19 protein-coding genes are annotated in these 25,275 nt (G+C 62.9%); 5 read left to right on the forward strand and 14 right to left on the reverse strand.

The window, feature by feature from the left end; all coding sequences use genetic code 11:
* Positions 1-341: 341 nt before the first annotated feature.
* The 6 genes from BMY29_RS19090 to BMY29_RS19115 all read right to left on the reverse strand — a co-directional run bounded on the left by BMY29_RS19090 (position 342) and on the right by BMY29_RS19115 (position 8,338).
* Complete coding sequence (locus BMY29_RS19090; protein WP_049989926.1) at positions 342-1,190, reverse strand: fumarylacetoacetate hydrolase family protein; 849 nt, start codon at positions 1,188-1,190, stop codon at positions 342-344.
* Between the two features lie 45 nt (positions 1,191-1,235).
* A complete protein-coding gene (locus BMY29_RS19095; RefSeq protein WP_049989927.1) occupies positions 1,236-1,994 on the reverse strand; it encodes an IclR family transcriptional regulator in 759 nt (252 codons plus the stop codon).
* A gap of 196 nt (positions 1,995-2,190) precedes the next feature.
* A complete protein-coding gene (locus tag BMY29_RS19100) occupies positions 2,191-2,499 on the reverse strand; it encodes a MarR family transcriptional regulator (RefSeq protein WP_074854862.1) in 309 nt (102 codons plus the stop codon).
* Between the two features lie 202 nt (positions 2,500-2,701).
* On the reverse strand, positions 2,702-5,809 hold the full coding sequence (locus tag BMY29_RS19105; RefSeq protein ID WP_049989928.1) for an alpha-L-rhamnosidase: 3,108 nt from the start codon (positions 5,807-5,809) through the stop codon (positions 2,702-2,704).
* A 289-nt stretch (positions 5,810-6,098) separates the two neighbouring features.
* Positions 6,099-7,130 (reverse strand): LLM class flavin-dependent oxidoreductase, encoded by a 1,032-nt coding sequence (locus BMY29_RS19110; RefSeq protein ID WP_049989929.1) that lies wholly within the window; start codon positions 7,128-7,130, stop codon positions 6,099-6,101.
* Positions 7,131-7,132: 2 nt separating this feature from the next.
* Positions 7,133-8,338: an enolase C-terminal domain-like protein gene (locus tag BMY29_RS19115; RefSeq protein ID WP_049989930.1), complete on the reverse strand. Its 1,206-nt coding sequence runs from the start codon at positions 8,336-8,338 to the stop codon at positions 7,133-7,135.
* A 332-nt stretch (positions 8,339-8,670) separates the two neighbouring features.
* Between BMY29_RS19115 and BMY29_RS19120 the strand changes: the two genes are divergently transcribed.
* Positions 8,671-10,530: a BNR repeat-containing protein gene (locus tag BMY29_RS19120; protein WP_049989931.1), complete on the forward strand. Its 1,860-nt coding sequence runs from the start codon at positions 8,671-8,673 to the stop codon at positions 10,528-10,530.
* A complete protein-coding gene (locus BMY29_RS19125; protein WP_143067745.1) occupies positions 10,523-10,921 on the forward strand; it encodes a hypothetical protein in 399 nt (132 codons plus the stop codon). The genes BMY29_RS19120 and BMY29_RS19125 overlap by 8 nt, the downstream gene beginning before the upstream one ends.
* Positions 10,922-11,074: 153 nt before the next feature.
* On the opposite strand, the gene rhcE is transcribed toward BMY29_RS19125, so the two are convergent.
* From rhcE to BMY29_RS19155, 6 genes are all read right to left on the reverse strand, one after another.
* Complete coding sequence (rhcE, locus tag BMY29_RS19130) at positions 11,075-12,106, reverse strand: 2-keto-3-deoxy-L-rhamnonate dehydrogenase (RefSeq protein ID WP_049989933.1); 1,032 nt, start codon at positions 12,104-12,106, stop codon at positions 11,075-11,077.
* 313 nt (positions 12,107-12,419) lie between these two features.
* A complete protein-coding gene (locus BMY29_RS19135) occupies positions 12,420-13,433 on the reverse strand; it encodes a hypothetical protein (RefSeq protein ID WP_049989934.1) in 1,014 nt (337 codons plus the stop codon).
* Positions 13,434-13,676: 243 nt separating this feature from the next.
* Complete coding sequence (locus BMY29_RS19140; RefSeq protein WP_049989935.1) at positions 13,677-14,849, reverse strand: ABC transporter ATP-binding protein; 1,173 nt, start codon at positions 14,847-14,849, stop codon at positions 13,677-13,679.
* Positions 14,850-14,910: 61 nt separating this feature from the next.
* Positions 14,911-15,882, reverse strand: a complete 972-nt coding sequence (locus BMY29_RS19145; RefSeq protein WP_049989936.1) for a carbohydrate ABC transporter permease — start codon at positions 15,880-15,882, stop codon at positions 14,911-14,913.
* Positions 15,882-16,808 carry a carbohydrate ABC transporter permease gene (locus BMY29_RS19150; protein WP_049989937.1) on the reverse strand — a complete coding sequence of 309 codons (927 nt, stop codon included), beginning with the start codon at positions 16,806-16,808 and terminating at the stop codon, positions 15,882-15,884. The genes BMY29_RS19145 and BMY29_RS19150 overlap by 1 nt, the downstream gene beginning before the upstream one ends.
* A gap of 22 nt (positions 16,809-16,830) precedes the next feature.
* The gene (locus BMY29_RS19155) at positions 16,831-18,159 is read right to left on the reverse strand and encodes an ABC transporter substrate-binding protein (RefSeq protein ID WP_049989938.1); all 1,329 of its coding nucleotides are present in this window, start codon (positions 18,157-18,159) and stop codon (positions 16,831-16,833) included.
* A 264-nt stretch (positions 18,160-18,423) separates the two neighbouring features.
* On the opposite strand from BMY29_RS19155, the gene BMY29_RS19160 reads away from it, so the two are divergent.
* Together BMY29_RS19160 and BMY29_RS19165 are read left to right on the forward strand one after the other, a co-directional pair.
* Positions 18,424-18,957: an LUD domain-containing protein gene (locus BMY29_RS19160; RefSeq protein ID WP_049989939.1), complete on the forward strand. Its 534-nt coding sequence runs from the start codon at positions 18,424-18,426 to the stop codon at positions 18,955-18,957.
* A gap of 2 nt (positions 18,958-18,959) precedes the next feature.
* Positions 18,960-21,140 carry an LUD domain-containing protein gene (locus tag BMY29_RS19165; protein ID WP_049989940.1) on the forward strand — a complete coding sequence of 727 codons (2,181 nt, stop codon included), beginning with the start codon at positions 18,960-18,962 and terminating at the stop codon, positions 21,138-21,140.
* 84 nt (positions 21,141-21,224) lie between these two features.
* Here BMY29_RS19165 and BMY29_RS19170 read toward each other — a convergent pair whose 3' ends face one another.
* Positions 21,225-22,550: a GntP family permease gene (locus BMY29_RS19170; protein ID WP_049989941.1), complete on the reverse strand. Its 1,326-nt coding sequence runs from the start codon at positions 22,548-22,550 to the stop codon at positions 21,225-21,227.
* A gap of 132 nt (positions 22,551-22,682) precedes the next feature.
* A complete protein-coding gene (gene rhcC, locus BMY29_RS19175) occupies positions 22,683-23,552 on the reverse strand; it encodes an L-rhamnono-1,4-lactonase (RefSeq protein WP_049989942.1) in 870 nt (289 codons plus the stop codon).
* A 78-nt stretch (positions 23,553-23,630) separates the two neighbouring features.
* On the opposite strand from rhcC, the gene BMY29_RS19180 reads away from it, so the two are divergent.
* Positions 23,631-23,933 (forward strand): L-rhamnose mutarotase, encoded by a 303-nt coding sequence (locus BMY29_RS19180; RefSeq protein WP_049989943.1) that lies wholly within the window; start codon positions 23,631-23,633, stop codon positions 23,931-23,933.
* The last annotated feature ends 1,342 nt before the right edge of the window (positions 23,934-25,275 follow it).

Below are 25,275 nucleotides of genomic sequence, written 5' to 3' on the forward strand. Positions count from 1 at the left end.
GAGGGAGTCTCCCTAATCGGGCTACTCGGTGGCGGTCCCTGTCGTGTACGGATCGGGGCGGTATCACCGGTCCTCCACCACGGTCAGCCGGGATCCGTCTTCGGCATAACCGGATGTGCTACTCGATCGATCGTACCACGGCGGATATAGGGACGCTCTGCCTGAAATTCATCGGAGCGGCCGCTGCTCGTCCGCTTTACGACACAGTAGCTGGTGTATTCAGGGCGAAAACAAATGAAAATTCGAACCGCCACCGGAACCGGACGCGCCGATCCATCCGGTATGCTCGGAACGACTCCAGGTTACATCGCAGCCGGAGTTCGATTCCGACGGTGCGGCCGTTACTCCCGTTCAGCGACGACGGAGTTGGTCAGCGTCCCGATCCCGTCGATCTCGACTTCGACCGTATCACCGGGCTCGAGCAGTTCCGGCGGCTCGCGGAAGATTCCGACGCCGCCAGGCGTCCCGGTCGAGATGACGTCGCCCGGACGCAGGGTCGTAATGGCGCTGATGTACTCGACGAGTTCGTCGACGTCAAAGATGAATTCCGCAGTGTTCGAGGACTGCATCGTCTCCCCGTTGACGCGGCAGGCGACGTCGACGTTCGACGGGTCCAGCCGATCGTCGGGAACGAGCGTCGGTCCCATCGGAGCGAACGTATCGTAGCTCTTGCCGCGGAAGAACTGTTCGTCAGCGAACTGAGCGTCGCGACCGCTGACGTCGTTTATCGCCGTATAGCCGGCGACGTAGTCTCGCGCATCGGCCGCCGAGACGTCCTTGGCCGTCCGCCCGATGACGACGCCCAGCTCGACCTCGTAGTCGACCTCCTCGAGGGCCGACGGATGGACGATCGGATCGCCCGGATTCGTGACCGCCGTTCCGGCCTTGCCGAACAGGAGCGGTCGCTCGGGTACCTCCTCGTCCTGTTCCTCGGCGTGGTCGTGATAGTTCAATCCCACGCAGACGATCTTCCCCGGGCGGGGGACGGGTGCGAGGAGGCTCGCCTCGGAGACGGGGAACGCCCGATCCGCGGCGGCGTCGACGGCGTCTTCGACGACCCGCAGAAAGCCGGCGTCGGTTAATTGCTGATACGATACGTCCTCGCGTAGTCCGACTAACGGGACGATCTCGTCGTCGCGGTGGACCCCCCACTGCGGACCACCGTCGGTCGCGTATCGAACGAACTGCATCGTTACTTCGTGACAGGTCCACCCACCTAACTATTGTGTTTGTGATTACGAGTACGTGAGATTTACCTCGATAACGTTCGCGCACCTGCGGATCCGCTCCGGAATATCGTCGGTGAATCGGTCCTCCTGCATGCGACTCTTCGGGCCGGAGACGCTCACGGCCGCTATCGCGCGATCGTGCTCGTCCGTGATCGGTGCGGCGATACATCGCATTCCCTTGACGCGCTCTTCATCGTCGTACGCGTAGCCGCGCTCGCGCACCTGATCGAGGACGTCGAAGAGTTCAGCCCTCTCCGTAATCGTGCTCTCGGTCACGTTCGGAAGGCCGTGCCGGTCGAGAATTTCGTCGACTTCCGCACGGGGTCGAAACGCCATGATCGTTTTCCCGAGAGCCGTCGTCTGAAGCGGAACGCGCATTCCGGCGTGCGTGTCGAGCTGGACGGCGTCGATTCCGCGCGCCTTGTACAAGAAGACGCCGAGCCCGTGCTCTTCGATCATGAGGTTCGCGTGTTCGCCCGTTTCCTCGGCCAACTCGTCGATCTCCGGGCAGGCGATCTCGAAGACCTTCCGCCGCGATCGAGCCTGGTCGCCGAGTTGGAGAAATCGAGTGCTAATGTAGTACTCGTCCCCTTCCTTGACGAGGTATTCTTCCTGCGCGAGCGTTCGGAGGTGATCGTGGACGGTACTCGTCGGCTTGCCGACTCTGTTCGCTACGTCGGAAACGCCCGCCCCGTCGAGTTCACGGAGTACCTCGACGATCTCCAACGAAATTTTTGTCGCCTTGACCGGAACTGCACCAGACATGTGATATCCATCCGCATTCGATGAGAAAAATGTTCCGGTATTGTCGGATATCGAGTCGCTCTCGGTAGCGCACCGACTCGCCGCGCGTTCGCGATGGAGACGCGCCAGCAGACGGCAGCGCAACGACCACATAGGTCGAACTGAATCGTGTCAGGATGGCCTCGACCGTCGCGACAACGACGACACTGCCGGTACGCTACTCCGTATCTGGACGTTCGATCGGTCGCGGAGAGTAATACTGGGTTCGTGCGTCGCGGATGCAAGGCCGTTGCTCGACTAAGTCCGCCTGGTCGAGCTTCGCGAGCGCGTACCGGACGGTTCGTTTCGGGAGAAGGGTTCGGTCGGTGATTGCATCTTGTGTGAGCGCCCCCTCATCGCACAGGACCTTGTAGACGAACTTCGCACTCGGCGAAAGATCGGACAATCGGTGAAACCGCTGCTCCGGTAGTGGCCGTGGTTCTTCCGTCGAACTCGCTGCGCTCTCAGCCTCGCTTTTTTTACTCATGGTTCCTCCACACTACCACATACGATTCTTCTACACTTCTATTTTCTCGTAATAGCGTCCGTCTCTGCGAGCCGACGTTCACAGCTTCCGGGACGATCCGTCACTGTGTCCGGTGACGGCGGATCCCTCCGGATCCTCGCCCGGTGATGAGCGGCCGGTCTCAGTTTGTCGCCACTCGATAGCGGAAGAATCGGGGCCGAAGTTAGCGGTCCCGGCCGAGTTGTTCGAGTTCGAACGAGAACTCGCCGGACGTGACCTCGACGACGATTCGGTCGCCCTCGCGAGCGACGTTCTCGACGCCGGGATGCTCGGGGCGCGTGCGGTTACCGTTGTTCCAGATCGACTTTTCGCTCTCGCGGACTCGGACTCGATCGCCACCCATAGTCGGAAGTTCCACGGTCGCCGTCGAGTTCCCGGGAATCGTCACGTCGAGGTGAATTCCCCGCTCATCACGACCGGTATCCGATGGTCCGACCAATTCCCAGCGAGATTCGACGGGGCCTCTCACGGTATCGGTCCGTGCACTCACCCGCTCCAGATCGCCGGCGGGCTGCGGGGCGATCCGGACGTGTTCGTACCCGGGCTCGGCTGCCCGAATGCCTGCGAGGTACTTGTAGAACCACTCGTCGGTCACGCCCAGGAAGTGGTGGTTCCACGATCGCGAGTCGAGTTCCCAGAACTCGAGCAGCGACGTCCGATCGTTCTCGATCCAGTGGCCCCAGCTCGGGTAGTCGGTCTGAGTCGCCACCGTGTACGCGACGTCGTGGTGGCCGTACTCCGTGAGGACGGGGAGGAGGTACTTCGTCCCGAGAGTCGCGGTGTTCAGGCGGCCGTCGTGGGTTTCCACGATGTCCTCGACCAGATTCGCCACGACGACGTCCTCGTACTCATCGGGCACCATGTCGAACGCGAGCGGAAGGACGTTCGAGGTCTGGAGGTAGACGCCCACGTCGCCGGTTCGGTAGTAGCCCCGTTCCGTATCGAGGAACTCCTCGTTGAAGTCGGCGCGGACCTCCTCGGCCAACGCCGACCACTCGTCGGCCTCGTCGTCCAGGCCGATGAGCGACGCCGTCTCGGCCAGTACCCGCGTGAACCGGTAGTAGTAGGCCGTCGACGTGATCGGGACCTCGTTGCCCGACCCGCCGTATCCGTCGTCTTCGTCGATCAGCGGTGCACCGCCCCAGTCGCCGAGCCCGACCGGAAGGACGTGACTGTCCTCGTATCGGCGGACAGGTTCCTCGTGGTCGGCGATCGTCTCCGGGAGGTCGTCGAGGATGTCACCGTCGGACCACTGTTGCATCCAGTCGATGTACCGCGTCCAGTCGTCGTAGTGACGCTCCAGGAGCCGCGTATCGCCGTAGTACTGATAGACCCACCACGGGATGAGGATGAACGCGGCGTCCCATCCCGGCGTCGGCCCTTGGACGGCGTCGAAGTTCGGCTCGAAGTCGACGAAACTGTACATCGTGTTGTTAGGGACGACCGTCGGCAACTCCCCGTCCTCCCGCTGGGCGTCGGCGAAGTCGCGGAGCCACTTCTCCCAGAATCGGGCCATGTCGAAGTTGTAGATTCCCGTCTCCGCCGTCAGCTGGGCGTCTCCCGTCCACCCGTTCTTCTCGTACTTCGGGGTGTCAGTCGGAACGGCCTGCATGTTGTTCAGGTACGCCCGGCGCGTGTTTTCGTGGATCCGATCGAGCAGGTCGTTCGAGGACTCGAAGCCGCTCTCGACGCCCTCGGCGATATCCGAGTGGACGTACTTCGCTTCGAGCGCGTCGTCGTCCGGGTCGCCCGGATACCCCTCGACCTGGACGTAGCGAAAGCCCTTGTAGCTGTAGCTCGGCTCCCAGGTCTCCGTCCCGTCTCCGTCGAGGATGTACCGATCTCGCTGCATCGGGGCGGCGACGAGGAAGTTGGAGTTGTCGACCGTCCCGTCGTCGTTCAGCTTCTCGCCGTAGGTCAGCGTCACGTCGGTCCCTGCGGAGCCGTCGACGGCCAGTTCCGCCCAGCCGGTCATCACCTGCCCGAAATCGAACACGTAGACGTCGTCCTCAGGCTCGGTGATCGCGACGGGATCCAGCGTAGCCGTGATCCGCATCGGCTGGACGTGCTGCGGGCGGAGTTCGTCGGCCGGGTTGTCGGCGAGGGACGGTGCCTCCCAGTCGCCGTCGTCGTAGTCGGGTTCCGTCCATCCCGGCCGCTCTCGCCTGGCGTCGTACACCTCGCCGCTGAACAGCGAATCGAACCGCGTCGGACCGTCGGTCATCCGCCAGCCGTCGTCGGTGACGATCGACGTGCTCGTTCCGTCGGCGAACTCGACGTTCAACTGGACGAGGAGCTGCGGGTCGCTCCACCAGGGAGCGTCGCTCCAGCCCCAGTCGCCGTTGTCCGCGACCATCTCTCCGAACCGGAGGCGGCCGAGAGCGGTCCCGATGGCGTTCGTTCCCGACTGCAAGTACTCGGTGACGTCGTAGGTCGAATAGAGGATCGTCTCGTCGTACTGCGTCTGGGCGGGGTCGAGGACGCGGTCGCCGACGCGCTCGCCGTTGAGGAACAGTTCGTAACAACCGACGCCGCTGATATGGACCCGCGCCGCCTCGACGTCCTTCTCGAGGTCGAACTCGTTCCGGAGGAGTGGTTCCGGACGCTCGTCGTAGTCGCCTTCGGCCAGGTAATCGTCGTCTATCGCGTCTTCTTCGCTCCATTCGCCGTAGTCCGGTCCGATCCACTCACCTTCCCAGTGTTCGTCGGTATGGGGAATCGCCGTGGTGAACTGGGTCGGGTCGCTCCAGCGACGTTCGTTCCCGTCGCCGTCCCAGACGCGGACTTTCCAGTGATAGGTCGTGTCCGGCTCGAGCGGAGCTCCCTCGTAGGGGACGTGCACCGATCGAGACGACGGTACTACGCCGCTGTCCCAGACGTCCCCCTCGTCACTGTCGAGTGCGTCGCGGCTCTCGGCCACTAGCACGCGGTAGGCCGACTGTTCGGCACCGCGCGGGCCGGCTACCGTCCAGCTGAACCGCGGCGTTTCGGGGACACCGTCGCTGGATTCCCCCATCGTGGGCGAGACGTTATTCGGGTCCTCCGCGTACTCGACACGGAGCTTCTGCGGAGCGACTGGTTCGGACTCCGTTCCCCGGCCGTCGCCGTTCCCCGTCCCGAGCTGGGCCAGGCTCCGCCCGGAGAGGAAGGGGAGTCCCGCGATCGCACCGCCGTACTGCAGGTACTCGCGACGGTCGACGAGTGACGTCGGTATGGCTCGATCGGTCGTGGTCCGTTCGTCGGTCGGTCTGGAATGGTCGTTTCCGTTCATGTATCGATCTGACTGGTGTTAATCGGTCCGCTGACGGTACTGGCTGCGACCGCTGCTCGCCCCCGGCAACGTTCTCGTCACTGCATCCCATTCCGATCAGAGGTAAATAACGAGCCAACACTCACAATATGTGTGAGTATCACTATCTCAAAACGAGTCGGCTATGCGAAATCGAACAGTCCACGGTAGCCCCGTCTCGGGTGAGTACAGCGGTTCATCGACTCTTCCAAGAGGCCGACAAAACGCCGAAAGACGCCCCCAGAACCAGTGATGGTGTGATGGGTGGCACTTACCGGAACTCGGACATCACTTCGTCCGCGAACAGTTCCATCCCGCTCGTCTCCGGGAAGTCGGTGAACCAGAACTGGAACTTCGTGACGCCGGCCTCGATCCGCCGTTCGATTGCCTCGGCGCACTCCTCGGGCGTCCCCATGATGAAGTACTCGCGGGCGTCCGCCTCGGTCTCGATCGGCGCCTGGTCCGTGTATTCTTCCTCGAACTGGATGGGCGTCATCAGATCGAGCAACCGATCGAACTTCTCCTCATCGCGCGTGCAGATGACGTGGCCGTCCCAGGAGTACTCGATCGCGTCGGGATCGCGGCCGACGGTCTCGCAGTGGTCTTCGATGACCTCGATCTTGTGGTTCAGGGTCTCGACGTCGCCGTTGAAGACGTCCGTATTCCAGACATCTGCGTGTTTCGCGACGAGCTTGAGCGTTACCTCCTCACCCTGTCCGCCGACGAGGATGGGCGGGTGAGGATTCTGAACCGGCGGCGGCGAACAGTAGGCGTCCTCGATCCGGTAGTGGTCGCCGTCGAAACTCGCTCCGTCGCTTCCGGCGTCCCACAGTCGCTTCATCAGACGGATCGACTCGTCGAGGCGCAGCAGTCGCTCGAAGCCGTCGCGGTACTCCCAGCCGTAGGCGTCGTACTCGGGTTCGTGCCAGCCGGCGCCGAGTCCGAGTTCGAGTCGGCCGTCGGAGATCACGTCCAGCGTGGCGGCCATCTTCGCGACGAGCGCGGGATTGCGGTAATCGTTACAGAGGACGAGCGACCCGAGGTTGATATCCTCGGTGAAGCCGGCGATGGCAGACAGGAGCGTCCAGCACTCGTACTCGGCGTGATCGCGGCCGAGCAGCAGGTGGTCGGGCGCCCAGGCGGCATCGAACCCCAGCTCTTCGGCTTTCTCGATGCCGGCACGCGTCGTCTCCCAGTCGAGGGACTCGTACTGCGGCGTATCCCGGTGGACCGGCTCGTCGTCTCCTGCGTCCGGCGCACCGGCGAAGACGGGAATATTGTACTCGAAGGTGACGTCCGTCATCGTTACTCTACGGCGAAGTGATCGAGCGCCTCGCGGTTGAGTTCGGCGCTCAGGCCGACGCCGTCCGGCAGCTGGATGACGCCGTTCTCGGCGTTCGGCGGGTTCTGGTAGATCGCGTCGGCGTAGGTCGACTCCTTGTCCTCCTGTTGCTCTTTGTACCACTCCGGAATGGGGAAGTACTCCGCCATGGGGGAGTTAGTCGACGCGGCGATGAAGTGGAGGTGCGGGTTCGTTCCGCTGTGGGGGATGACCGGAACGTCGTGAGCGCTGGCGATGGCGTCGATGCGCTGGAGTTCGGTCAGTCCGCCGCAGCGGTGCACATCCGGTTGGAGGATGTCGACCGCGTCGCGCTCCAGCAGCTCCTTGTGCCCCCAGCGGGTGAACTCGTGTTCGCCGCCGGAAATCGGGATATCCGTCGAGGCGCGGACCTCCGCGTAGCCGTCGATGTCGTCGGGGATGACCGGCTCCTCGACCCACTCCATGTCGTACTTCTCGAGGCGATCGAGCATCTTCTTCGCGTACCGGACATCCCAGCCCATGTAGGCGTCGCCAGCGATTTTGATATCGTGGCCGACAGCGTCGCGGACCGTCTTGACGATCTCCTCGTTCTTTTTCATGCCCTCCCGCCCGGCCTCTGGACCGTACTGGAAGCGAAGCTTCATCGCGTCGAACCCCTGTTCGACGTAGTCGATGGCCTCCCGTTCGAGCGTCTCGAGGTCGACGGGGTGGAGATTACTCGCGTAGCAGGGGATTTCGTCGGTGACGGGCCCGCCGAGCAGTTCGTACACCGGTTTGTTCGCCGCTTTGCCCGCGATATCCCACAGCGCCAGGTCGACGGCGCTGATCGCCTCGATGGCGGCGCCCTTCCGGCCGAAGGGGATCGTCGCTCGATACATCACGTCCCAGAGCTTCTCCCGCTCGCGAGGATCCTCGCCGACGACGAGTTTCGACAGCGTCTCGTCGACGATGGTCGCGATAGCACCGGTCGCCCAGTTGCCGTGGCCAACGCCGGTGATTCCCGCGTCAGTCTCTACCTCAACCACGACGTCGCCGACCGGTCCCATCCACTTCCGACGGGCCTGCGGGTTGTCCCCCTCGGCGTTGTTGTACTCGTCGTACTTGCTCATCACGGTGACGAGCGGGAACTCGACGAATTCGCCCCAGGACTCGGTGCTTACGTTGGTCGCGGATATGTCTGTGATCTCCATAGTATCGGACCGTGTACACTCTGACTCCGCTCGGCAACGGTAAAATCTTTTTCACTGTTCGGATCGTCGACATCGAACTCGCTCGGCGGCGCTCGGCCGCGTCACTCCAGGTGCACTGTGAGCAGTTCGGTACTCGCAACGGTATTTCATCACCAACTGAATGACAGCCGAAGAATTATCACACCGTTTGCTGAGAGTACGGGTCGGGGACGAGTGGGAGTCGGTAGCACGAGCGCGCTTCGTGAGCGGGGGCCCGTCGCCGAGACGGCCACTGACGGAGAGACGCGGCTCCCGATCGGTCGTCCCCGAGACAGCAGCGTACTACTCCAGCGATGCCAACACACACGAACCGAGACGAGCGGAAGACGGAGACGACGGTATCGAACTCGATTCAGCGGCGAACGTTCCTGGCCGCGAGCGGACTCGTCGGCGCGTCGAGCCTGGTCTGTGGCAACGTCACGGCGAGACAGAACGACGGTCGCGGTCGGGAACGCCCCGAAGCGCTCGAGCGGTCCGTTCTCACCGAGAACGGGCTGGGCAACGCACAGACGGATACCCCGCCGTTCCAGCCGCGGTTGACGACGTACAACGACCGCCAGTACTACGCCTACTGGACGCACGAGGGAACCCTCGTCGTCGCCGCACGCGACCTTCCGGACGGCGAGTGGGAGCGGAACGCACTCGACGTTCGGATCGGTGTCCGGGACGGCCACTGGACGCCAGGCGTCGGCGTCGGGCCGGACGGACACGTGTTTCTGAACTACAACACGCGCGACTCCGAGATACGGTGGCGCCGGAGCGCGAATCCGGAGGACGTCGGTTCGTTCGAGGAAGAGCGCGTCGGGATGACTGGCCAAAACGAGTCGAGCGTCACCTACCTCGAGTTCACGCGGTTGCTCGACGGGACGCTTCTCGCGGGATACCGCGAAGGAATGTCCGGGGCCGGCAACTGGATGCTGAACCGGTGGAATCCCGACGAGGAGGACTGGGAGCCGCTCCAGCACCCGCTCATCGACGGCGAGGGAGAACACAACTCGTACATGTGGAACCTGGTCCAGTCGGAAGACGGGACGCTCCACTACTTCTTCAACTGGCGCGAGACCTGGGACGTCCAGACCAACGTCGACCTCTCGTACGCGCGCAGCACCGACGGCGGCGAGACCTGGGAGCGGAGCGACGGCACGGCGTACCCGTTGCCGATCACGTACGGGGAGACGGAGATCGTCGATCCGATCGAACCGGGCAGCAACTTCATCAATCAGGGGTGGGCGAGCTACGATCCGCGCACCGGCGCGCCACACGTCGCGTACTATCGCGACGACGAGAACGGCAACACCCAGGTGTTCCACGCGTACCTCGCCGACGGCGAGTGGGTGACCGAACCGGCGACGAACCGCACCACCGACATCGATCTCGGCGGTCCCGGCGTGGTCGCGTCGCCGATCGGACGGATGGGAATCGTCGTCGACGACGACGGCGACGTTCACATCCTCACGCGAGACTTCGAGAACGGGAGCTGGCCGCTCCTCGTCGAGAAGAGAGACGAGGAGTGGCAGACGTCGGTGCTCTACAAGCGGAACATGACCTGGAGCGACATCCATATCGATCCCGCCCGATGGCGAGAAGATCGCGTTCTCAGTTACATCGATCACCAGCAAAACGTCGGCGACGTCCCGTGGAGTGCCCATTCGCTGGTGGGTATCACTGATGTCGACCTCGACCGATTGAAGCGATCGAATCGGACGATCGACCTGTCCAGCGAACCGGGCGAACTGGACGTGTACGCGTCTACCGAAGCCGTCGATCCGCCACTATCGGTTACGAGTACGTCATTCGAGGATACCGACGCGGCACTCGCCGTCACGGAGACGTCCGTTCCGGCTACTCCGGCATACGCCCGGGCGACCGTCTCGCTGGATTCGAACACCGACGTCACCGTCGAAGCGAGGGTGAAGGCACACGGCGAGCACGGAATCACGTACGGCGATCCCGTCGAGATAACGGCCGACGGAACCACGGATTGGCTGAAAATCCCACAGGCGTTCCGCGCTGGGTTCGTCACCGTCCAGCTGCGGACCGGTTCGGACGACAGACCGGCGACGATAGCTGACACGACGCTCGAAATCGGGTATCACGACCCGACGGACGTCGATGATGCCGGTTCCCCGCACGGAGGGGGTCGCGATGAGTGAGAAACCGATCACTCACATGACGCGGACGGACACGACCGGCCTCCAAGAGGAAGCACCGGTCGTACGCGAGAGCAACGAGTTCGCCGACACGCCGACGACCCTCGATATCCGGCGTGCGACGCCGTCGACGCCTCTCTACGCGAGAGTAACTGCTCGTCTCAGTCCGGTCGATGACCACGACGTCGGCGCCGTCCGCATCGCGCTGTCGGACCCGTCAGGTCGACGAACTGAATTCACGGACGCCGCGACGATCGAATCGGGCACGGGAATTCGAACGACCGGCTGGCAGCGCGTCCCCGCGGACTTCAACGGGGGGACGGCGACGGTGCAAGCGTCCAACGCCCGTATCACCGCGGTAACGTTCGAACTGGCCGTTCGGAACGATAGCTGACCGTCCCGATCACCCTCCGCCGATCGCGGAGAGCTACCCGATTTTTCGGCTCTCGCGCTTCGAACGGTACTTCGGCTGTTGGCCCGAAAAGCGGTCCTATCTTCGGAATTACGGACGGACGGCTACCGGACCTGCGACGGCGGCGCGGACCGCTCACTCGGCGAACTGGAAGACCGGCTTACAGGTTTCCGAGTCCAGGAACGCCTCGAAGGCGGTCGCCGGATCGTCCGCACTGTAGGACGTATCGAGTATCCGATCGACGGCGATCTCACCGCGCTCCATGAGCCGGAGCGCCTGCTCGAAATTCGTCCACGTCGAGCCGTAGGAGGTATTGACCTCGACCTCACCGCGGACGACCGACGTGAGCGTGACCTCACTGGCGTCGTTCGGAATGCCGACGACGACGACCTGGCCGCCCTTGCGAACGTAATCGACGGCAGTCCCGATGCCGGTATGATGGCCGGTCGAATCGAACACGACGTCGAATCCGCTCCCGTCGGTGAACGCGTCGGCGCGATCCCCGAGATCCTCGGATTGCGTGTTGATCGTTTCGATACCGAGTTCCTCGAGCAGCGGCAACCGATACTGTGCGTCCTGATCGAGCCCGGAGACGGCGACGTTTGCGCCCAGCGAGTCGGCGACGGCCGCGACAAGCACGCCGATCGGACCGGGCCCTTCCACGAGAACGTCGTCGCCTGGCGTCGTCACGGATTGCTCGAGGACGGCGCGGGTGGCGATGCTGGTCGGTTCGGTGATCGCCGCGTGACGAAGCGGGACGGCGTCGGGAACGGCGTGGAGGTGCTGCGGTTCCACGGTGACGTACTCCGCGTAGGCGCCGTCGCGGTGCATCCCGGTGATCGAGAAGTTCTGACAGACGTTCGGCTGGCCGTTCTTACACTGCAGACAGTTGCCGCAGTCGTGGATCGGTTCCTCGACGATTTTGTCGCCCGCGGCGAACGTTTCGACGTCGGCACCGGCTGCGACTACCTCGCCGGCGTACTCATGACCCATGATCCGCGGGATCGGGATCCACTCGTAGCCGCCGTCGTATTTGTATGCGTGCGCATCACTTCCACACAGACCTGCTGTGTGGACCTTTACGAGCACCTCATCTGGGTCTGGCGTCGGCCGCTCGCGTTCCTGGGTTTCCACGGAGCGAGGGCCCGTCTGAACAATGGCTTTCATGATTACGAGAGACTGTTGTCTGTTCGTCCCGTGCTGACAATGTGTGGACGCGGATTAATATTTTTGGGTACCCAAACGAGGGCGCAGAGAAATGGATGCCGAGGGAACTGCAGCGTCGATTTCGGCGGGGTAGGTCCACCCTGGATATCTCGGTCGAGTGGCGGTTCTACTCGAGATTGACGCTGAGGGGTTCACACGGGATCGGATGAGAGTGCAGCCGCATCGCCGAAGAGAAGGGCGGCGGTCACCGTCTAGGCCGTCAACGTTGCTGCGGGATACCTGACGTTCCCGTTCGGTTCGTGACCAGGATCCTTCAGAGTTGGTCGGTGACGACGTTACCGTCGTTGTCGACTCGGATGCGGTACTTCGTTCCATCGGGCGAGTGGGTGACGAACCCCTTACCGGGTTTGACCTGATGGACATCCCCGCTCCACTGGTAGGAGCCGAGGAATCGCATGAGCGACTCTGATCCAGCTAGTTCGGCGGTTACGAAGCCGCTGCGCGTGGTTCCGTAATCGATCAGGCCATCCTCACCCGAGAGCGTCGACGGAACGCTCGGGACGTTCGTGTCTCTGACGGTCGCAATCCAGCCGTTCGTGGCCACGTAAGCGTGGCCGCCGACGGTGCCGCTCGTCGGCGGTTCGGACCCCGCCCGTTGCTCGTTGACGAATCCGAAGTGTTTCACGGTTATTCCGTCCCCCTCGAGAACGCCGTTTCCGAAGTCAACCTGGTGGATCTCGAGGTTCGACCCGTAGCTCATAATGCCGTTTACGCCGCCGGCGAACGCGCAGTTGTGGACTCGGGCTTGATTCGTGTAGAACGCAGCGAACCCGTTGTCGTCGTCCGAGTACGGATTCGCTCGCTGGAACTCGACGCCGTCGACAGAAATAATGCCACCGTTGACACCTGCGACGACGATCGATCCGACGGGACAGTTCGACGGATTCGACTGGTCTCCGGTGATCCTGATCTTGTGTTCGTATCCACGGCCGGACACCGTACCGGCCCCGAGTACGGTCTGGGGAACGACGACATCTTCGTCGGAGAGATCGGTACCGCGAGGGATAGTTATCTCAACGCTCTCGTACGGGACGAACGGAATAGCGTAGACCGCCTCTTGGAGGGAGGGGAAGTCGGTCCCGACCTCTATCGTGAGCGTCTCTGTCGACCACTGGGATCGGTCGTGGTAGGCCGCGTTCTCGAGGTCCCCTGTGTCGAGTGCACGAAGGTTCGTCAGCGCGTTACCGTCGGCATCGACGTCTGTGTCCCAATCGTACCAAGGCTGGGTACCATCCTTGTCAGACTGCGTGGCGCTTGCAGATCCCACAGCGAGGGGCGCCAGGCCCGCCCCGAGGAGACTCAGCGCTCCACGCCGCCCGACCGACCCATCGGATGTCTCATCATCTGTTCCCGTCTGATCAACTGACTTATCAGCTGTCATGCCGCACGTAAATATCACAAATTAGTATTTATAATTTCGGTATCTAATCCGAATGGAGCGATCACTGGTACGAGATCCGCAGTCGGCGGTCGGGAAACGAGAAAAACATCTTCGAGCGGTCAGATTGCGTCAGGCTTCGACGCCATCGACCGAGGCCTGCTCATCGGCGCGCTCGGCGATGAGCCGTCCCTTGAGCAGTTCTTCGGTCTGGGCGTCGAACAGGTAGATGTGCTCGGGAGCGATCGTGAGCGGGAGTTTCGCTCCGGCGGTGAGATCGTGGAAGCCGCCGATCTTCGCGGTGACGTCGCCGAAGCTCGAATCGCCGTGGACGACCGCCTCGGTACCGACCGGTTCGATGACCCGGATCTCGGCGTCGAACGTCGGACCGGTCACCGTCCGATTGCGGCCGCGGGCCTGAGAGAGGTCCTGCGGACGGAACCCGACGAGTACCTCGTCCGTCGCGATTTCGGTGTCGACGAGTCGCTCCGGGATGTCGAACGACGCGGCGTCCGTCTCGACGCGGTACGCGTCTCCGCGCTCTTCGACCGTCGCATCGAAGAGATTCATGTTCGGACTGCCGACGAACTGCGCGACGAAGCGGTTCGCCGGCTCGTTGAACACCTCGTCCGGCGTCCCGAGTTGCTGTAGCTGCCCGTGGTTGAGGATGGCGATCTGATCGGCGATGGTCATCGCCTCCTCCTGATTGTGCGTGACGTAGGCGGACGTAATGTCGACTTCCGACTGGAGTTCGTCGATCTCGGTTCGCATCGTCTTGCGCAGTTGGGCGTCGAGGTTCGCCAGCGGTTCGTCGAACAGGAACATACGCGGTTCCCGGATGATCGCCCGCCCCAGCGCGACGCGCTGTTGTTGGCCGCCCGAGAGCTGGCCGGGCTTGTTGTTCAGTAACTCTTCGATCTCCAGCATTTCGGCGACCTCGGTCACTCGGTCTTCGATCTCCGCGCCGCTCATGTCGTTGTCTTCCCGCTTGAGACCGAACCCGAGGTTCTCCCGGACGGTCATGTGCGGGTACAGCGCGAAGTCCTGGAACACCATCGCGACGTCCCGGTTGCGCGCCTTGACGTCGTTGACGACGGTTCCATCGAATTTGACCTCGCCCGCGGTCGGATCTTCGAGTCCGCCGATCATACGAAGCGTGGTCGTCTTCCCGCACCCGCTGGGACCCAACAAGACGAGAAAGTCACCATCGGGAACGGAGATATCCAGTTCGTCGACGGCCACGACACCGTCCTTCTCGGGATCACCGAAGACTTTCGTGACACCGTCTAACTCGAGGCGTGTCATTGCAAATTGCTACCGTCCAACGCATATTAAAGGTAGCGTCCGATCGAACGTTCGTAGAAAGCTATCCTTTGATAGCGCCGCCGGTCAGTCCCTGCACGAAGTACCGCTGGATGTAGGCCAGGCCGAGCAACACCGGAACGGAGACGATGATCGACGCCGCGGCGACGACGTTCCACTGGGTGTTGAATCCCTGAACGAAGGTGAGCAAGCCCGGCGGGACGGTGTAGTTCTGGTTATCCAGCAGCGTCAGCGCGAACACCAGCTCGTTCCACGCCAGCAGGAAGGCGAAGATGAACGACGCGATGAGTGAATTGCGCGCCATCGGAACGATGACGTACCAGAACGTCTCGGCGGAAGAACACTGATCGATGCGCGAAGCCTCGATGATCGAGTCCGGGAACTCGTCAAAGAACCCCTTCATGAGCCAGACGACGAACGGCGCCGTCATCGCCCCGTAGATGAGTATCAGCGAGAGGTGCGTGTTGTAGAGATCGAGGGAGTTGATGAGCTCCCACTCGGGGACCATAATCGCGGTCCCCGGGAACATCAGCGACGCGAGGAGGACGCTCATCAGCGCGTTCTTCCCACGGAAGTCCCGCCGCGAGAGGACGTACGACGCGATCGTCCCCAGGATGACCGCGATTACGCCAGCCCCGATGGAGACTTTCAGGCTGTCGAAGATGATTCCTAAGACGTCGATGTTGATCGCCGACGAGACGGTGACGCCGAAGATGCTCTCGACGATGCCGGCGTACCCGCCCGTTTGCAGTGACGATTCGATGACCAGGCGGAACCCCTCGAGCGAGGGGTTCTCGGGGAACACCGTCGGCGGGATCCGCTGGATCTCTTGGGTGGTCTTGAACGCCGTGACGACCATCCAGTACAGCGGGAAGAGGATGTAGAGGAGGGAGACGATCGAGACGAGGCCGACGACGGTTTTGCGGAGGTACGCCCCCGCGGTGGTGTCGAAGAGCCACGATTGATTCTTCCGGAACTCTGCGGTCGGATCGGTGGTGTCGGTATCCGTTGCCATTAGAACTCACTCTGAAGCTTGTCGTAGACCTTGATGTAGTAGTACGAGAACACCAGCAGGACGACGAACAGGAGCACCGACAGCGCCGATGCGAGTCCGACGTTGAAGTCGACGAACGCCGTCCGGTAGATCATCACCGGGAGCGTACTGCTGGAGACGCCCGGTCCGCCCTCCGTCATCACCCACACCATCGAGAAGTTCCGGATGTTGTAGATCAACATTAGCAGGAACCCGATGGCGAGGTTGTACCGCATCATCGGAAGGGTGATGTAGCGAAATCGTTCCCAGGGCGTCGCCCCGTCCATCCGCGCGGCCTCGTACAGGTGTTCGTCGATCCCCTGCAACGACGTGAGCGTCAACAGGGCAAACAGCGGCGCGAGCCGCCAGATCATGCCGATGATCGGCGGCCACAGCGACAGGTCCCCCGATCCGAGCATCACCATGTACTCGTCGATGACGCCCAGTTGCACGAGGAGTTCGTTGATGATACCCTGGTCGCCGCCGAACATGAACTGCCAGATCGACGCGCCGACGACGCGGGGCAGCACCCACGGGATCAGGACGATCGCGCTGGCGACGCTGGTGTACGGGAACTTCTCGTACAGGAGCCACCCGAGGACGAACCCGAAGACGATCGCCGCGATGCTGCCGACCGAGACCCAGACGAACGTGTTCCAGAGGACCTGATGGAGGTCCGGGTTGGTCCAGATCTCCTGGTAATTGGCCAGGCCGACGAACTCCGCTTCGTCCGGAGAGAGGAGGCTCTTGTCGAAGAAACTGGAGTAGATCGCTTGCGCGATCGGATACAGGATGAACACTCCGACGAGCACCATCACCGGGACGATCGGGAGGTACACCCTGACCGACTCCGGCACGCGGTTGATCACGGTCCCGTACGCCGATCGAGTCTGGTCTGCGTAACTCATGAAGTTTCGTAGTCGTCCCCGCTCAGGCGAGTTCGTCGTCGATGACGTCCTGAATCTGATCGTTCGCGTCGCTGCAGGCTTCTTCGGCGGTCGCCTCGCCGAGCATCACCGGCTGCAGTACGGTTCGGTTGATGATGCTCTGGACCGACGCGAGTCCGGAGAACGACGGGAACCGCGCGGTGTTGTTGAACAGGTCGTCGTCCTCGTAGAGCGTGATCAGGTCGCCGAACTCCGTCCGCATGAGCTCCGGCGGGTCGTCGAACGCGCTCTGGAGCGTCGGCACCCGTCCGCGGATGCCGACGTCGTTGTCGGGATCGCCGGTCCACGGCGCGAGTTGGTCCTCGCCGTTCCACCACTCGATGAACTCGAAGGCGGACTCGCGCTCGTCGTCGTCCTCGGTCCCATTCGCCAACATGAACGCCTGGGCGTTCTGCAGGAGCAGGTCGCGCGGTTCGAAGTTTCCGGACGGGCTCTCGGGCAGCGGCGCGCGCGTAACGATGTGGCCCTCGCCGTCGTACCACTCGTCCGGAGCATCGATCGTCTCCATCACCGCGTTGGCGTGCGAATACGTGATGAAGATGCCCGAGTTCCCCTCGATCAGCCGCCGACCGGCCTCGATGTGGTCGTTCTCGGCGATCGCGCTGGGGAAGAGCCCGCTGCTCGCGAGTTCCTCGTAGAGTTCGACGGCCTCGACGAAGCCCGGCTGATCGACGGTCGCTTCGAGCGAGTCGGGGTCGTAGTATCGCCCCCCGTTCGCGTAGACGAAGCCGATGAAGTAGCCGGCCGTCAACCCCTGATCGTTCCCCGAGGTGGTCACGGCCGAATCCACCTCGTCTAGCTCCTGCATCTCCTCGGCCAACTGGACGAGCTCCGGCCACGTGCGTGGCGGTTCGTCGAAGCTGGTCCGCTCCATGTAGTCCGTCCGGATATCGACGAACGGCCCCATGTCGGCGTAGCCGCCGGGAAGCGCGTACTGTCGCTCGCCGTCGTAGTCGCCCACGTCGGCGTACCGGAGCGTCTCGAGGTTCGCCTCCACGAAGATGTCGTTGATCTCGTCTAACCGATCCCCGAACGCGTCGCCGTCTAACGGCTCGATGGCACCGGCTCCGACGTAGTCCGGAACCTGCTGGGCCTGGCCGGCCATCACGGCGGGAAGGTTATTGTTCGCCGCCGCCGAGGCGATGATCTGGTATTTCTGCCCCCACTCCTGGTGCTGATAGTTGACGTCGCCGTCGTAGTTGCTGTAGTGGCTACTGATGTACTCCCGCTCGGCCGGCGTGCCGCCGAACAGCCAGAAGTCCAGCCCCTCCGAACCGCCACCCCCCACGCAGCCGGCGACGCCGGCCGCCATCGCGGTACCGAGGCCAGTCACGTACTGCCGCCTGCTGAGCCTTGGTGCCGTACTGTCATCTGTCATGGTTCGCTGTTACAAGGATGTACTGTCTCGTACGATAAATGTACCGGTATTCTGGATGATGGTTTCGAGTTTCTTTCACGTCGAGCCGTCGGCAGCCCAGAGTCGAGAGACGTGCCGCTGCGACCGCAAACGCCACGCGCGTGCGAAATCTGCGGTAACCAAAACTAAATACGGCACCGCGCCAGAGTATGCGTACTGATGGCAACCACGCTCTCATCGTTCGAGTCGTCGCTCGACGAGGTCGGCGTCTCGGTGACGTACGCGGATCGAGCGTCGTTTCGCGACCGGATCGACGAGACGGTTACGGCACCGGCGGTCGGCGTCGCGCTCGAGGAATCGTTCGACGACCCGGCGCTCTCGCTAACCGACACGACCGTCGAGGTCGACCCCACGCCCGCAGCGTTGCGCGACGCGACGACCGGCGTGACGGGGGCACAATTGGGCGTCGCCGACTACGGCTCGCTGTTGCTGACGCCGACGGACCAGGCGAGCGAACTGGTGAGCCTGTTCGTCGATCGGCACGTCGCCGTCCTCCGGGAATCCGACGTCGTCTCGGACATGGACGCCGCCGTCGACGCGGTTTACGACGAGATCGATCGCACCGGTGGCAGCGCGATTCTGGCAACTGGTCCGAGCGCGACGGCGGACATGGGGGCGCTCGTCGAGGGCGTGCACGCACCGCGAGACGTCCACGTGCTCGTTCTGGAGGAGAAAGAGGAAGAGGGGGCCTGACGATGGCGTCTGCAGACGAACTCCGCGAGCTGATGCGGACTGAGGGAGCGGCCGTCGCGACGAACGCGCAGGCGTTCAACGAGGGACGCTACGAATCGGTCTCCGAACTCGACGATTACGAAGCGCTGAAGCGCGAGGCGCGAGCGATCAAGGAAGACGCGATCGAACGCCTGCCCGAGTTACTCGATCAGGTGACCGAGACCGTCGAGGCAAACGGCGGGACGGTGTACATCGCCGACGACGCCGCCGACGCGAACGAGTACATCCGATCGGTCGTCGACGACCGGGACGCCGAGCGGGTCGTCAAGAGCAAGTCGATGACCAGCGAGGAACTCGAGGTCAACGAGGCGCTGGCGGCGGACGGCGTCGACGTCGTCGAGACGGATCTGGGCGAGTGGGTGCTCCAAGTGGCCGACGAGGCGCCCTCGCACATCGTCGCACCGGCTATTCACAAGTCCCGCGAGGCCATCGCGGAGTTGTTCAACGAGCGCTTCGACCCCGACGAGCCCCTGGAAACAGCCGAAGAACTGACCCGCTTCGCCCGCGAGCAGCTCGGCGAACGGATCGTCGACGCCGAGGTCGGGCTGACCGGTGCGAACTTCATCGCGGCCGAGACCGGGACGATGGCACTGGTTACGAGCGAGGGCAACGCCCGCAAGACCGTGGCCGCAACGGACACGCACGTTGCGGTCGCGGGCGTCGAGAAGCTCGTTCCGACCGTCGCGGACCTCCATCCGTTCATCGAACTCATCGGGCGGTCCGGAACCGGCCAAGATATCACGTCCTACGTCTCGCTCCTGACGCCACCCGTGGAGACGCCGGTCGTCGACTTTTCGGACGAGACGACGCCGCTCTCCGCGTTCGATAGCGATCGCGAGTTCCACCTGGTGCTCGTCGACAACGGTCGCCTGGCGATGCGCGACGACGAGCAACTCCGCGAGACGCTGTACTGCATCCGGTGTTCGGCTTGCTCGAACTCGTGTGCGAACTTCCAGAGCGTCGGCGGCCACGCCTTCGGCGGCGAGACGTACTCGGGCGGTATCGCGACCGGGTGGGAGGCCGGCATCGAGGGGCAGGACGTCGCCGCGGAGTTCAACGACCTCTGTACCGGCTGCACCCGGTGTGTGAACGCCTGTCCGGTGAAGATCGACATCCCGTGGATCAACACCGTCGTCAGGGATCGCAGCAATCGCGATGGAGAGGCTCCCGCCGAGTGGCTCGTCGACGGGCTGACGCCCGACGAAGAGGACGACGGGGCGCCGTTACAGAAGCGCTTCTTCGGGAACTTCGAGACGGTGGCGAAGCTCGGCAGCGCCGCGGCCCCGGTCTCGAACTGGCTCGTCGACACCGACGTCTCCCGTCAGTTCATGGCGCGGCTACTGGGTATCGACCCCCGCCGCGACCTGCCGACGTTCGAGCGGGAGACGCTCGTCGAGTGGGTCGCCGACCGCGACTCGACGGTCACCGATCCCGATCGGCGGGCCGTCCTCTATCCGGATCTCTACACGAACCACGTTCAGGTCGAGCGCGGAAAGGCCGCCGTCGAGGTCCTCGAGGCGCTCGGCGTCGACGTCGTCGTCCCGAAGGTGCCGTCCAGTGGGCGGGCGCCGCTCTCCCAGGGGATGGTCGCGACGGCGACGGACCACGCCGAGCGGGTCACCGAGACGCTCGCCCCGTACATCGAAGCGGGGCGGGATATCATCGTTATCGAGCCGAGCGACTACGCGATGTTTCAGCGGGAGTACGAGAAGCTCCTGGACGAGCCGACGTTCGCTGCGCTCGCCGAGGACAGCTACGAAGTGGTGGAGTACGTCTACGGACTCCTCGAGAACGGTGCCGACGCGTCGGCGCTTCCCGACGTCGACGGCGACGAAGTCGCCTATCACAGCCACTGTCAACAGCGCACGCTCGGATTGGAGGCCCACACCGTCGCCGTCCTCGAAGCGCGCGGCTACGACGTGGTCACGTCGGACGTGGAGTGTTGCGGAATGGCCGGCAGCTTCGGCTACAAGTCCGACTACTACGAACTGAGTATGGACGTCGGCGACCGACTGCGAGACCAGCTCCGGGCCGACGGCGTCCGCGGCCGGCCGGTCGTCGCCAGCGGGACGTCCTGTCTCGAACAGATCGACGCGCTGCTGGAGCGCCAGCCCCGTCACCCGATCGAACTACTGGCTGAGTGAGGGCACCGCTTCCTCTCCTCCCCCTCCCGGAGGTCTCGCGGGTAGCTCCCCTCCGTTCGGCGCGAGAATCCCCGTTAACGGAACCTACGCGACGACGGCGATGCCGATCGCTCCGACGAGGCCGAACGCGGAGAGAATCGCCTCGCTCAGGGTGTAGGTCTTCAGCCCGCCGGTCACTTCGAGGCCCGATAGTTCGGTCACGACCCAGAAGCCGCTGTCGTTGATGTGACCGATGCTCATTCCGCCCGACAGCGACGCCAGCGCGATCGCAGATCCCGCCACGGTCGTCTCGACACCGCCCATAATCGTCATCGCCGTTATCCCCGCTACTGTCCCCGAACCCTGTGAAACGCGCATAACGAGTCCGATCGCGAAGGCCAACAGGACGATAACGACACCGTCACCGCTGACGCCGATGAGCTCCACGAGCGCATCCGCCGCTTGGGTCTCCTGAATGACGTACCCGAAGGCACCCCCGGCACCGGTAATCGTCAGCACGAGGCCGGCCGGTCGAGTCGCATCGGAGAACGCATCCGAGAGGTCATCTGGTCCGACGGTTCGCACGTACACGCCGATCGCGATCACCAGGCCGGCGAGCAGTGCGATGATGCGACTCCCGAGGAAGTCGAGGTAGACGTTCGGCTCGCCGGTAACGGCCTCCGCCGTGGTTTGCAGAAGAATGAGGAAGATCGGCGTCGCGATCGGGAGCAACGACGCGACGAACGAGGGACGGTCGGTCCGCGCGTCGTCGGCTTCTTCGAAGGGAATTTCCGCGATATCGTCCTCGCGATCCCAGAGGCGTTCGACGACGCGGACGTAGACGGCTATCGCGAGCGCGACCGCCGGGAACCCGACCACCAGTCCGGCGACCATCATCTCGCCGAGCCCGAATTCGAGCAGTTCCGGAGCCGCGAGCGGATTCGGCGTCGGCGGAACGAACGTGTGTGCCCCGGCCGCTCCGATGACGAGCGAGCCGATGACGACCGGATAGGAGAGGTCCGTCTCTTGCCAGAGCGCGATCACCATCGGGATCAGCACCAAGAACGCGACGTCGAAGAACACCGGAACCGCGACGATCGCACCGGACAACCCGAGCGCGTACGGGACGTACCGCGACGGGACTGCGGCGGTAAGCGTGGTCGCGATCTGCGTCGCACCGCCACACCGCGCCAGTAACATGCCGATCATGATTCCGAAGATGATCGGAATGCCGATCCCCTGCATGAGGTCTCCGAATCCCGCTCCGATACTCGCGACCGTCTCGTTTAGTCCCAGTCCGGATGCGATACCCATGTACAACGCACCCACGATCAACGAGACGGCGGGGTTGATATCGAGGACGATGATCAACAAGAGAACTATCGCGACGGCGATACCGATATTCGCGGCTAGGATGGATGCTCCGACCATGACAGAACGGAACATCAATGAAATTGGCAATAAATGTTTGGAGACCGTCGCTCGAATCACGGAGTACGATCGCCCGGCGAGGGCGATTGAAGAGTCGTGCGAACGGGCGATACCCGACCGCAACGGACGTCGCTAATCCAGGCCGACGTGGCGCCGGAACGACTTCTCCGTTAGCCAGGCGCGGTCCGCGTCCGAGAGCGAGTCGACCTCACGGAGCCAGTTTCGGGCCTCGGCGTAGCTCGCGACGTCGCTCACGTTCGGATAGTCCGATCCCCAGACGACGCGCTCGCGGCCGAACGTCTCGAGGAACCACCGCACGTGATCGTGCATGTCCTCGTACGGAAACGTCGTCTCCGACATGTGGGGGATCTCCGAGACTTTCACCGCGACGGTGTCGTACGCCGCGAGCTCGGCGAACTGCGCGAACGTCCCCTCGTCGGTCGGCGTGTCCGGCCCTGCGTGCGCGAAGTGGTCGAACAGGTACGTGAGTTCGGGATACCGTTCGACGAGTTCGAGCGCCTGGTCCAACTGTCGGTGGTCACAGAGGATCTGGACGGTCGCGTCCGTCTCGACGGCCGCCTCCCAGAACGCCGTCTCCTCGATGGCGTCCCGGAGCCAGGTGACGCTGGGATCGAACGTCTCCCACATTCGGTCGGAGGGGCAAGCCGCACCGAGGCGGAAGCCGAGGACGCCGTCCGTCGCCAGACAGCGTCGGAGCTGATCGGCCGCGTCCTCGGCGAACGGATCGAGCATCACGATACCGTACAGTCGGTCGGACGCCGCGGCGACCCGTCGCGTGTACCAGTTGTCCGTCCAGTCGCAGATCGGATAGCCGACGACGACGGCCTCGTCGATTCCGTGTCGGTCCATATCGGACAGCAGTCGATCGGCCGTGTAGACCGTGTGGACGTCGAACTCGTCGACGAGATCCAGTATCGGTCCGTTCACCCAGGGATGGTCCGCGCTCGCTGCGCCCCACGCGTGAGTGTGGGTATCAATCATACGGGATAGTTGTGTGGTCATCGTAGTAAACATTCCCGACGGAAGAACTAAATCGAGACCCGCCGAATCGGGATCCGTATGGAACGAATAGCGTTCCACCTCCGTATCGAGGACGGAAAGCGATCGGCGTATCGAGACGAACACGAGGCCGTTCCGGACGCGCTCGAGTCGGCGTATCTCGACTCCGACGCTGGGCTGGAGACCTACAGCGTCTTCGAGAAGGACGGCCACGTCTTCGGATACATGGAGGTCGAGGACCCCGACGCGATCCGCGAGGTCATGGCGGAGAGCGACGCACAGGCGGACTGGGACGAAGTCATGGAGTCGATCCTCGTCGACGAGGACGAGCCGTGGATGGACGAAGTGTACCGGATGAGTTGAGCGCACCGCGGGATTCGCGCGGCGGAAGCGGGGATCCGGACCCGCTGGGAGTACGCTGTCTCCGCCGTTCGTTCGCCTAATCCTAGCTGATCGGTGAGTTCGGACATCGCACCCTTCCGGGTATACCGGACAAATTTGTCGAACAGCCGCGAGGACGAGTACTCCGCCCTCGATCCGCGATACCTCGGGTTTCGGTCCGGTCATCGTTTGCTATCGATGACCTAACAGGCGAGGGAGTCGACGAGGTGTTTTATTCGTATATGTGATAGTAATAGAATGATGAATATTTGCGCCCGGGTCGGGGGAACAAAACCGAACGTTCGGTATTGCCGGATCGACGTTTCCAGCACCGCTACCGCTTCGTTTCGGCTAAGACAACACCGTATCGGGACGCGCCGTGGAACAGCGAGCGGACCGATCGAACGACGACGGCGCTGCGGTTGAGTCGCTCGTCGTTTCGACGATTCGGTCTCCGTGAGCGGTCGCACACATCACAGACGGCGGATGCCAGCGATCGCTATACGACACAGTTCGTTCGGAATCGTTCGGTCGGGCGGCCGATTCGGCCCACGCTTCGACCGCGCACCCGGTACTGCTCGTCTCGTTCCGATAATAGCGGATACAATTTGCACTAACCGAGCGGTGACGAGGCAAAGTCGACCGCGTCGGCGCTCAGATCGTCGATGAACCGTCCGGTTCCGATTCGAATTGGTTTTCCGACGGCGTAGCTTTACTTTCATATGGTTGTAATAGAAAGTGATTTTCGGACGATTCGGTCCGCTAGGCGGGGACAGCCGCGACGGATCGAGGTCGGTGGGCCGACGGAGACGCAACGAGTTCTGCGAGATGCAGGTCTCTTTCGGCGGTCCATTCGGTCTACCCGACGATTCGAAGGCACCTGCAGGTCGTTACGCGGCAAATTTGAGCATAGCTGCCCGACCGAACCGGTCGATAGTTCACGGCGACCGTGCGGTCGTAATGTGCGTTCGATACGGCCGCTCATACTGCACACCAACGAAACGGAGAAGATAACAGTAGATGGTGATGACACGAGAATGATCACGCAGATTTTATTTGGGTCGCACTGACCGAAAATTGCTAAAATACGGGTTCGAGGAGCGCGTATCGACGTATTGGGCCTCTTAGATCACTTCTACCGGAAATTCACATAGATATCGTACAGGAATATTCGCAAACGGAGATGGAACGACGAATCAGCTGTTAGAGACCGCCTTTCGAACGTCTCTCCAGAACACGTCGCAACGAGAACGATGCTGCCAACTGACCTTCGCTCTATGACGAACCCAGATACCATATTTCAAATATATACTAGAGTGTGGTA

The organism is Natrinema salifodinae (assembly GCF_900110455.1).
Classification (GTDB): Archaea; Halobacteriota; Halobacteria; order Halobacteriales; family Natrialbaceae; genus Natrinema; species Natrinema salifodinae.

Excerpts from the sequence above, each read along its gene's own strand:
- BMY29_RS19090 (WP_049989926.1), bottom strand. The coding sequence starts at position 1,190 with ATGCAGTTCGTTCGATACGCGACCGACGGTGGTCCGCAGTGGGGGGTC.
- BMY29_RS19095 (WP_049989927.1), bottom strand. The coding sequence starts at position 1,994 with ATGTCTGGTGCAGTTCCGGTCAAGGCGACAAAAATTTCGTTGGAGATC.
- BMY29_RS19100 (WP_074854862.1), bottom strand. The coding sequence starts at position 2,499 with ATGAGTAAAAAAAGCGAGGCTGAGAGCGCAGCGAGTTCGACGGAAGAA.
- BMY29_RS19105 (WP_049989928.1), bottom strand. The coding sequence starts at position 5,809 with ATGAACGGAAACGACCATTCCAGACCGACCGACGAACGGACCACGACC.
- BMY29_RS19110 (WP_049989929.1), bottom strand. The coding sequence starts at position 7,130 with ATGACGGACGTCACCTTCGAGTACAATATTCCCGTCTTCGCCGGTGCG.
- BMY29_RS19115 (WP_049989930.1), bottom strand. The coding sequence starts at position 8,338 with ATGGAGATCACAGACATATCCGCGACCAACGTAAGCACCGAGTCCTGG.
- BMY29_RS19120 (WP_049989931.1), top strand. The coding sequence starts at position 8,671 with ATGCCAACACACACGAACCGAGACGAGCGGAAGACGGAGACGACGGTA.
- BMY29_RS19125 (WP_143067745.1), top strand. The coding sequence starts at position 10,523 with ATGAGTGAGAAACCGATCACTCACATGACGCGGACGGACACGACCGGC.
- rhcE (WP_049989933.1), bottom strand. The coding sequence starts at position 12,106 with ATGAAAGCCATTGTTCAGACGGGCCCTCGCTCCGTGGAAACCCAGGAA.
- BMY29_RS19140 (WP_049989935.1), bottom strand. The coding sequence starts at position 14,849 with ATGACACGCCTCGAGTTAGACGGTGTCACGAAAGTCTTCGGTGATCCC.
- BMY29_RS19145 (WP_049989936.1), bottom strand. The coding sequence starts at position 15,882 with ATGGCAACGGATACCGACACCACCGATCCGACCGCAGAGTTCCGGAAG.
- BMY29_RS19150 (WP_049989937.1), bottom strand. The coding sequence starts at position 16,808 with ATGAGTTACGCAGACCAGACTCGATCGGCGTACGGGACCGTGATCAAC.
- BMY29_RS19155 (WP_049989938.1), bottom strand. The coding sequence starts at position 18,159 with ATGGCGGCCGGCGTCGCCGGCTGCGTGGGGGGTGGCGGTTCGGAGGGG.
- BMY29_RS19160 (WP_049989939.1), top strand. The coding sequence starts at position 18,424 with ATGGCAACCACGCTCTCATCGTTCGAGTCGTCGCTCGACGAGGTCGGC.
- BMY29_RS19165 (WP_049989940.1), top strand. The coding sequence starts at position 18,960 with ATGGCGTCTGCAGACGAACTCCGCGAGCTGATGCGGACTGAGGGAGCG.
- BMY29_RS19170 (WP_049989941.1), bottom strand. The coding sequence starts at position 22,550 with ATGGTCGGAGCATCCATCCTAGCCGCGAATATCGGTATCGCCGTCGCG.
- rhcC (WP_049989942.1), bottom strand. The coding sequence starts at position 23,552 with ATGATTGATACCCACACTCACGCGTGGGGCGCAGCGAGCGCGGACCAT.
- BMY29_RS19180 (WP_049989943.1), top strand. The coding sequence starts at position 23,631 with ATGGAACGAATAGCGTTCCACCTCCGTATCGAGGACGGAAAGCGATCG.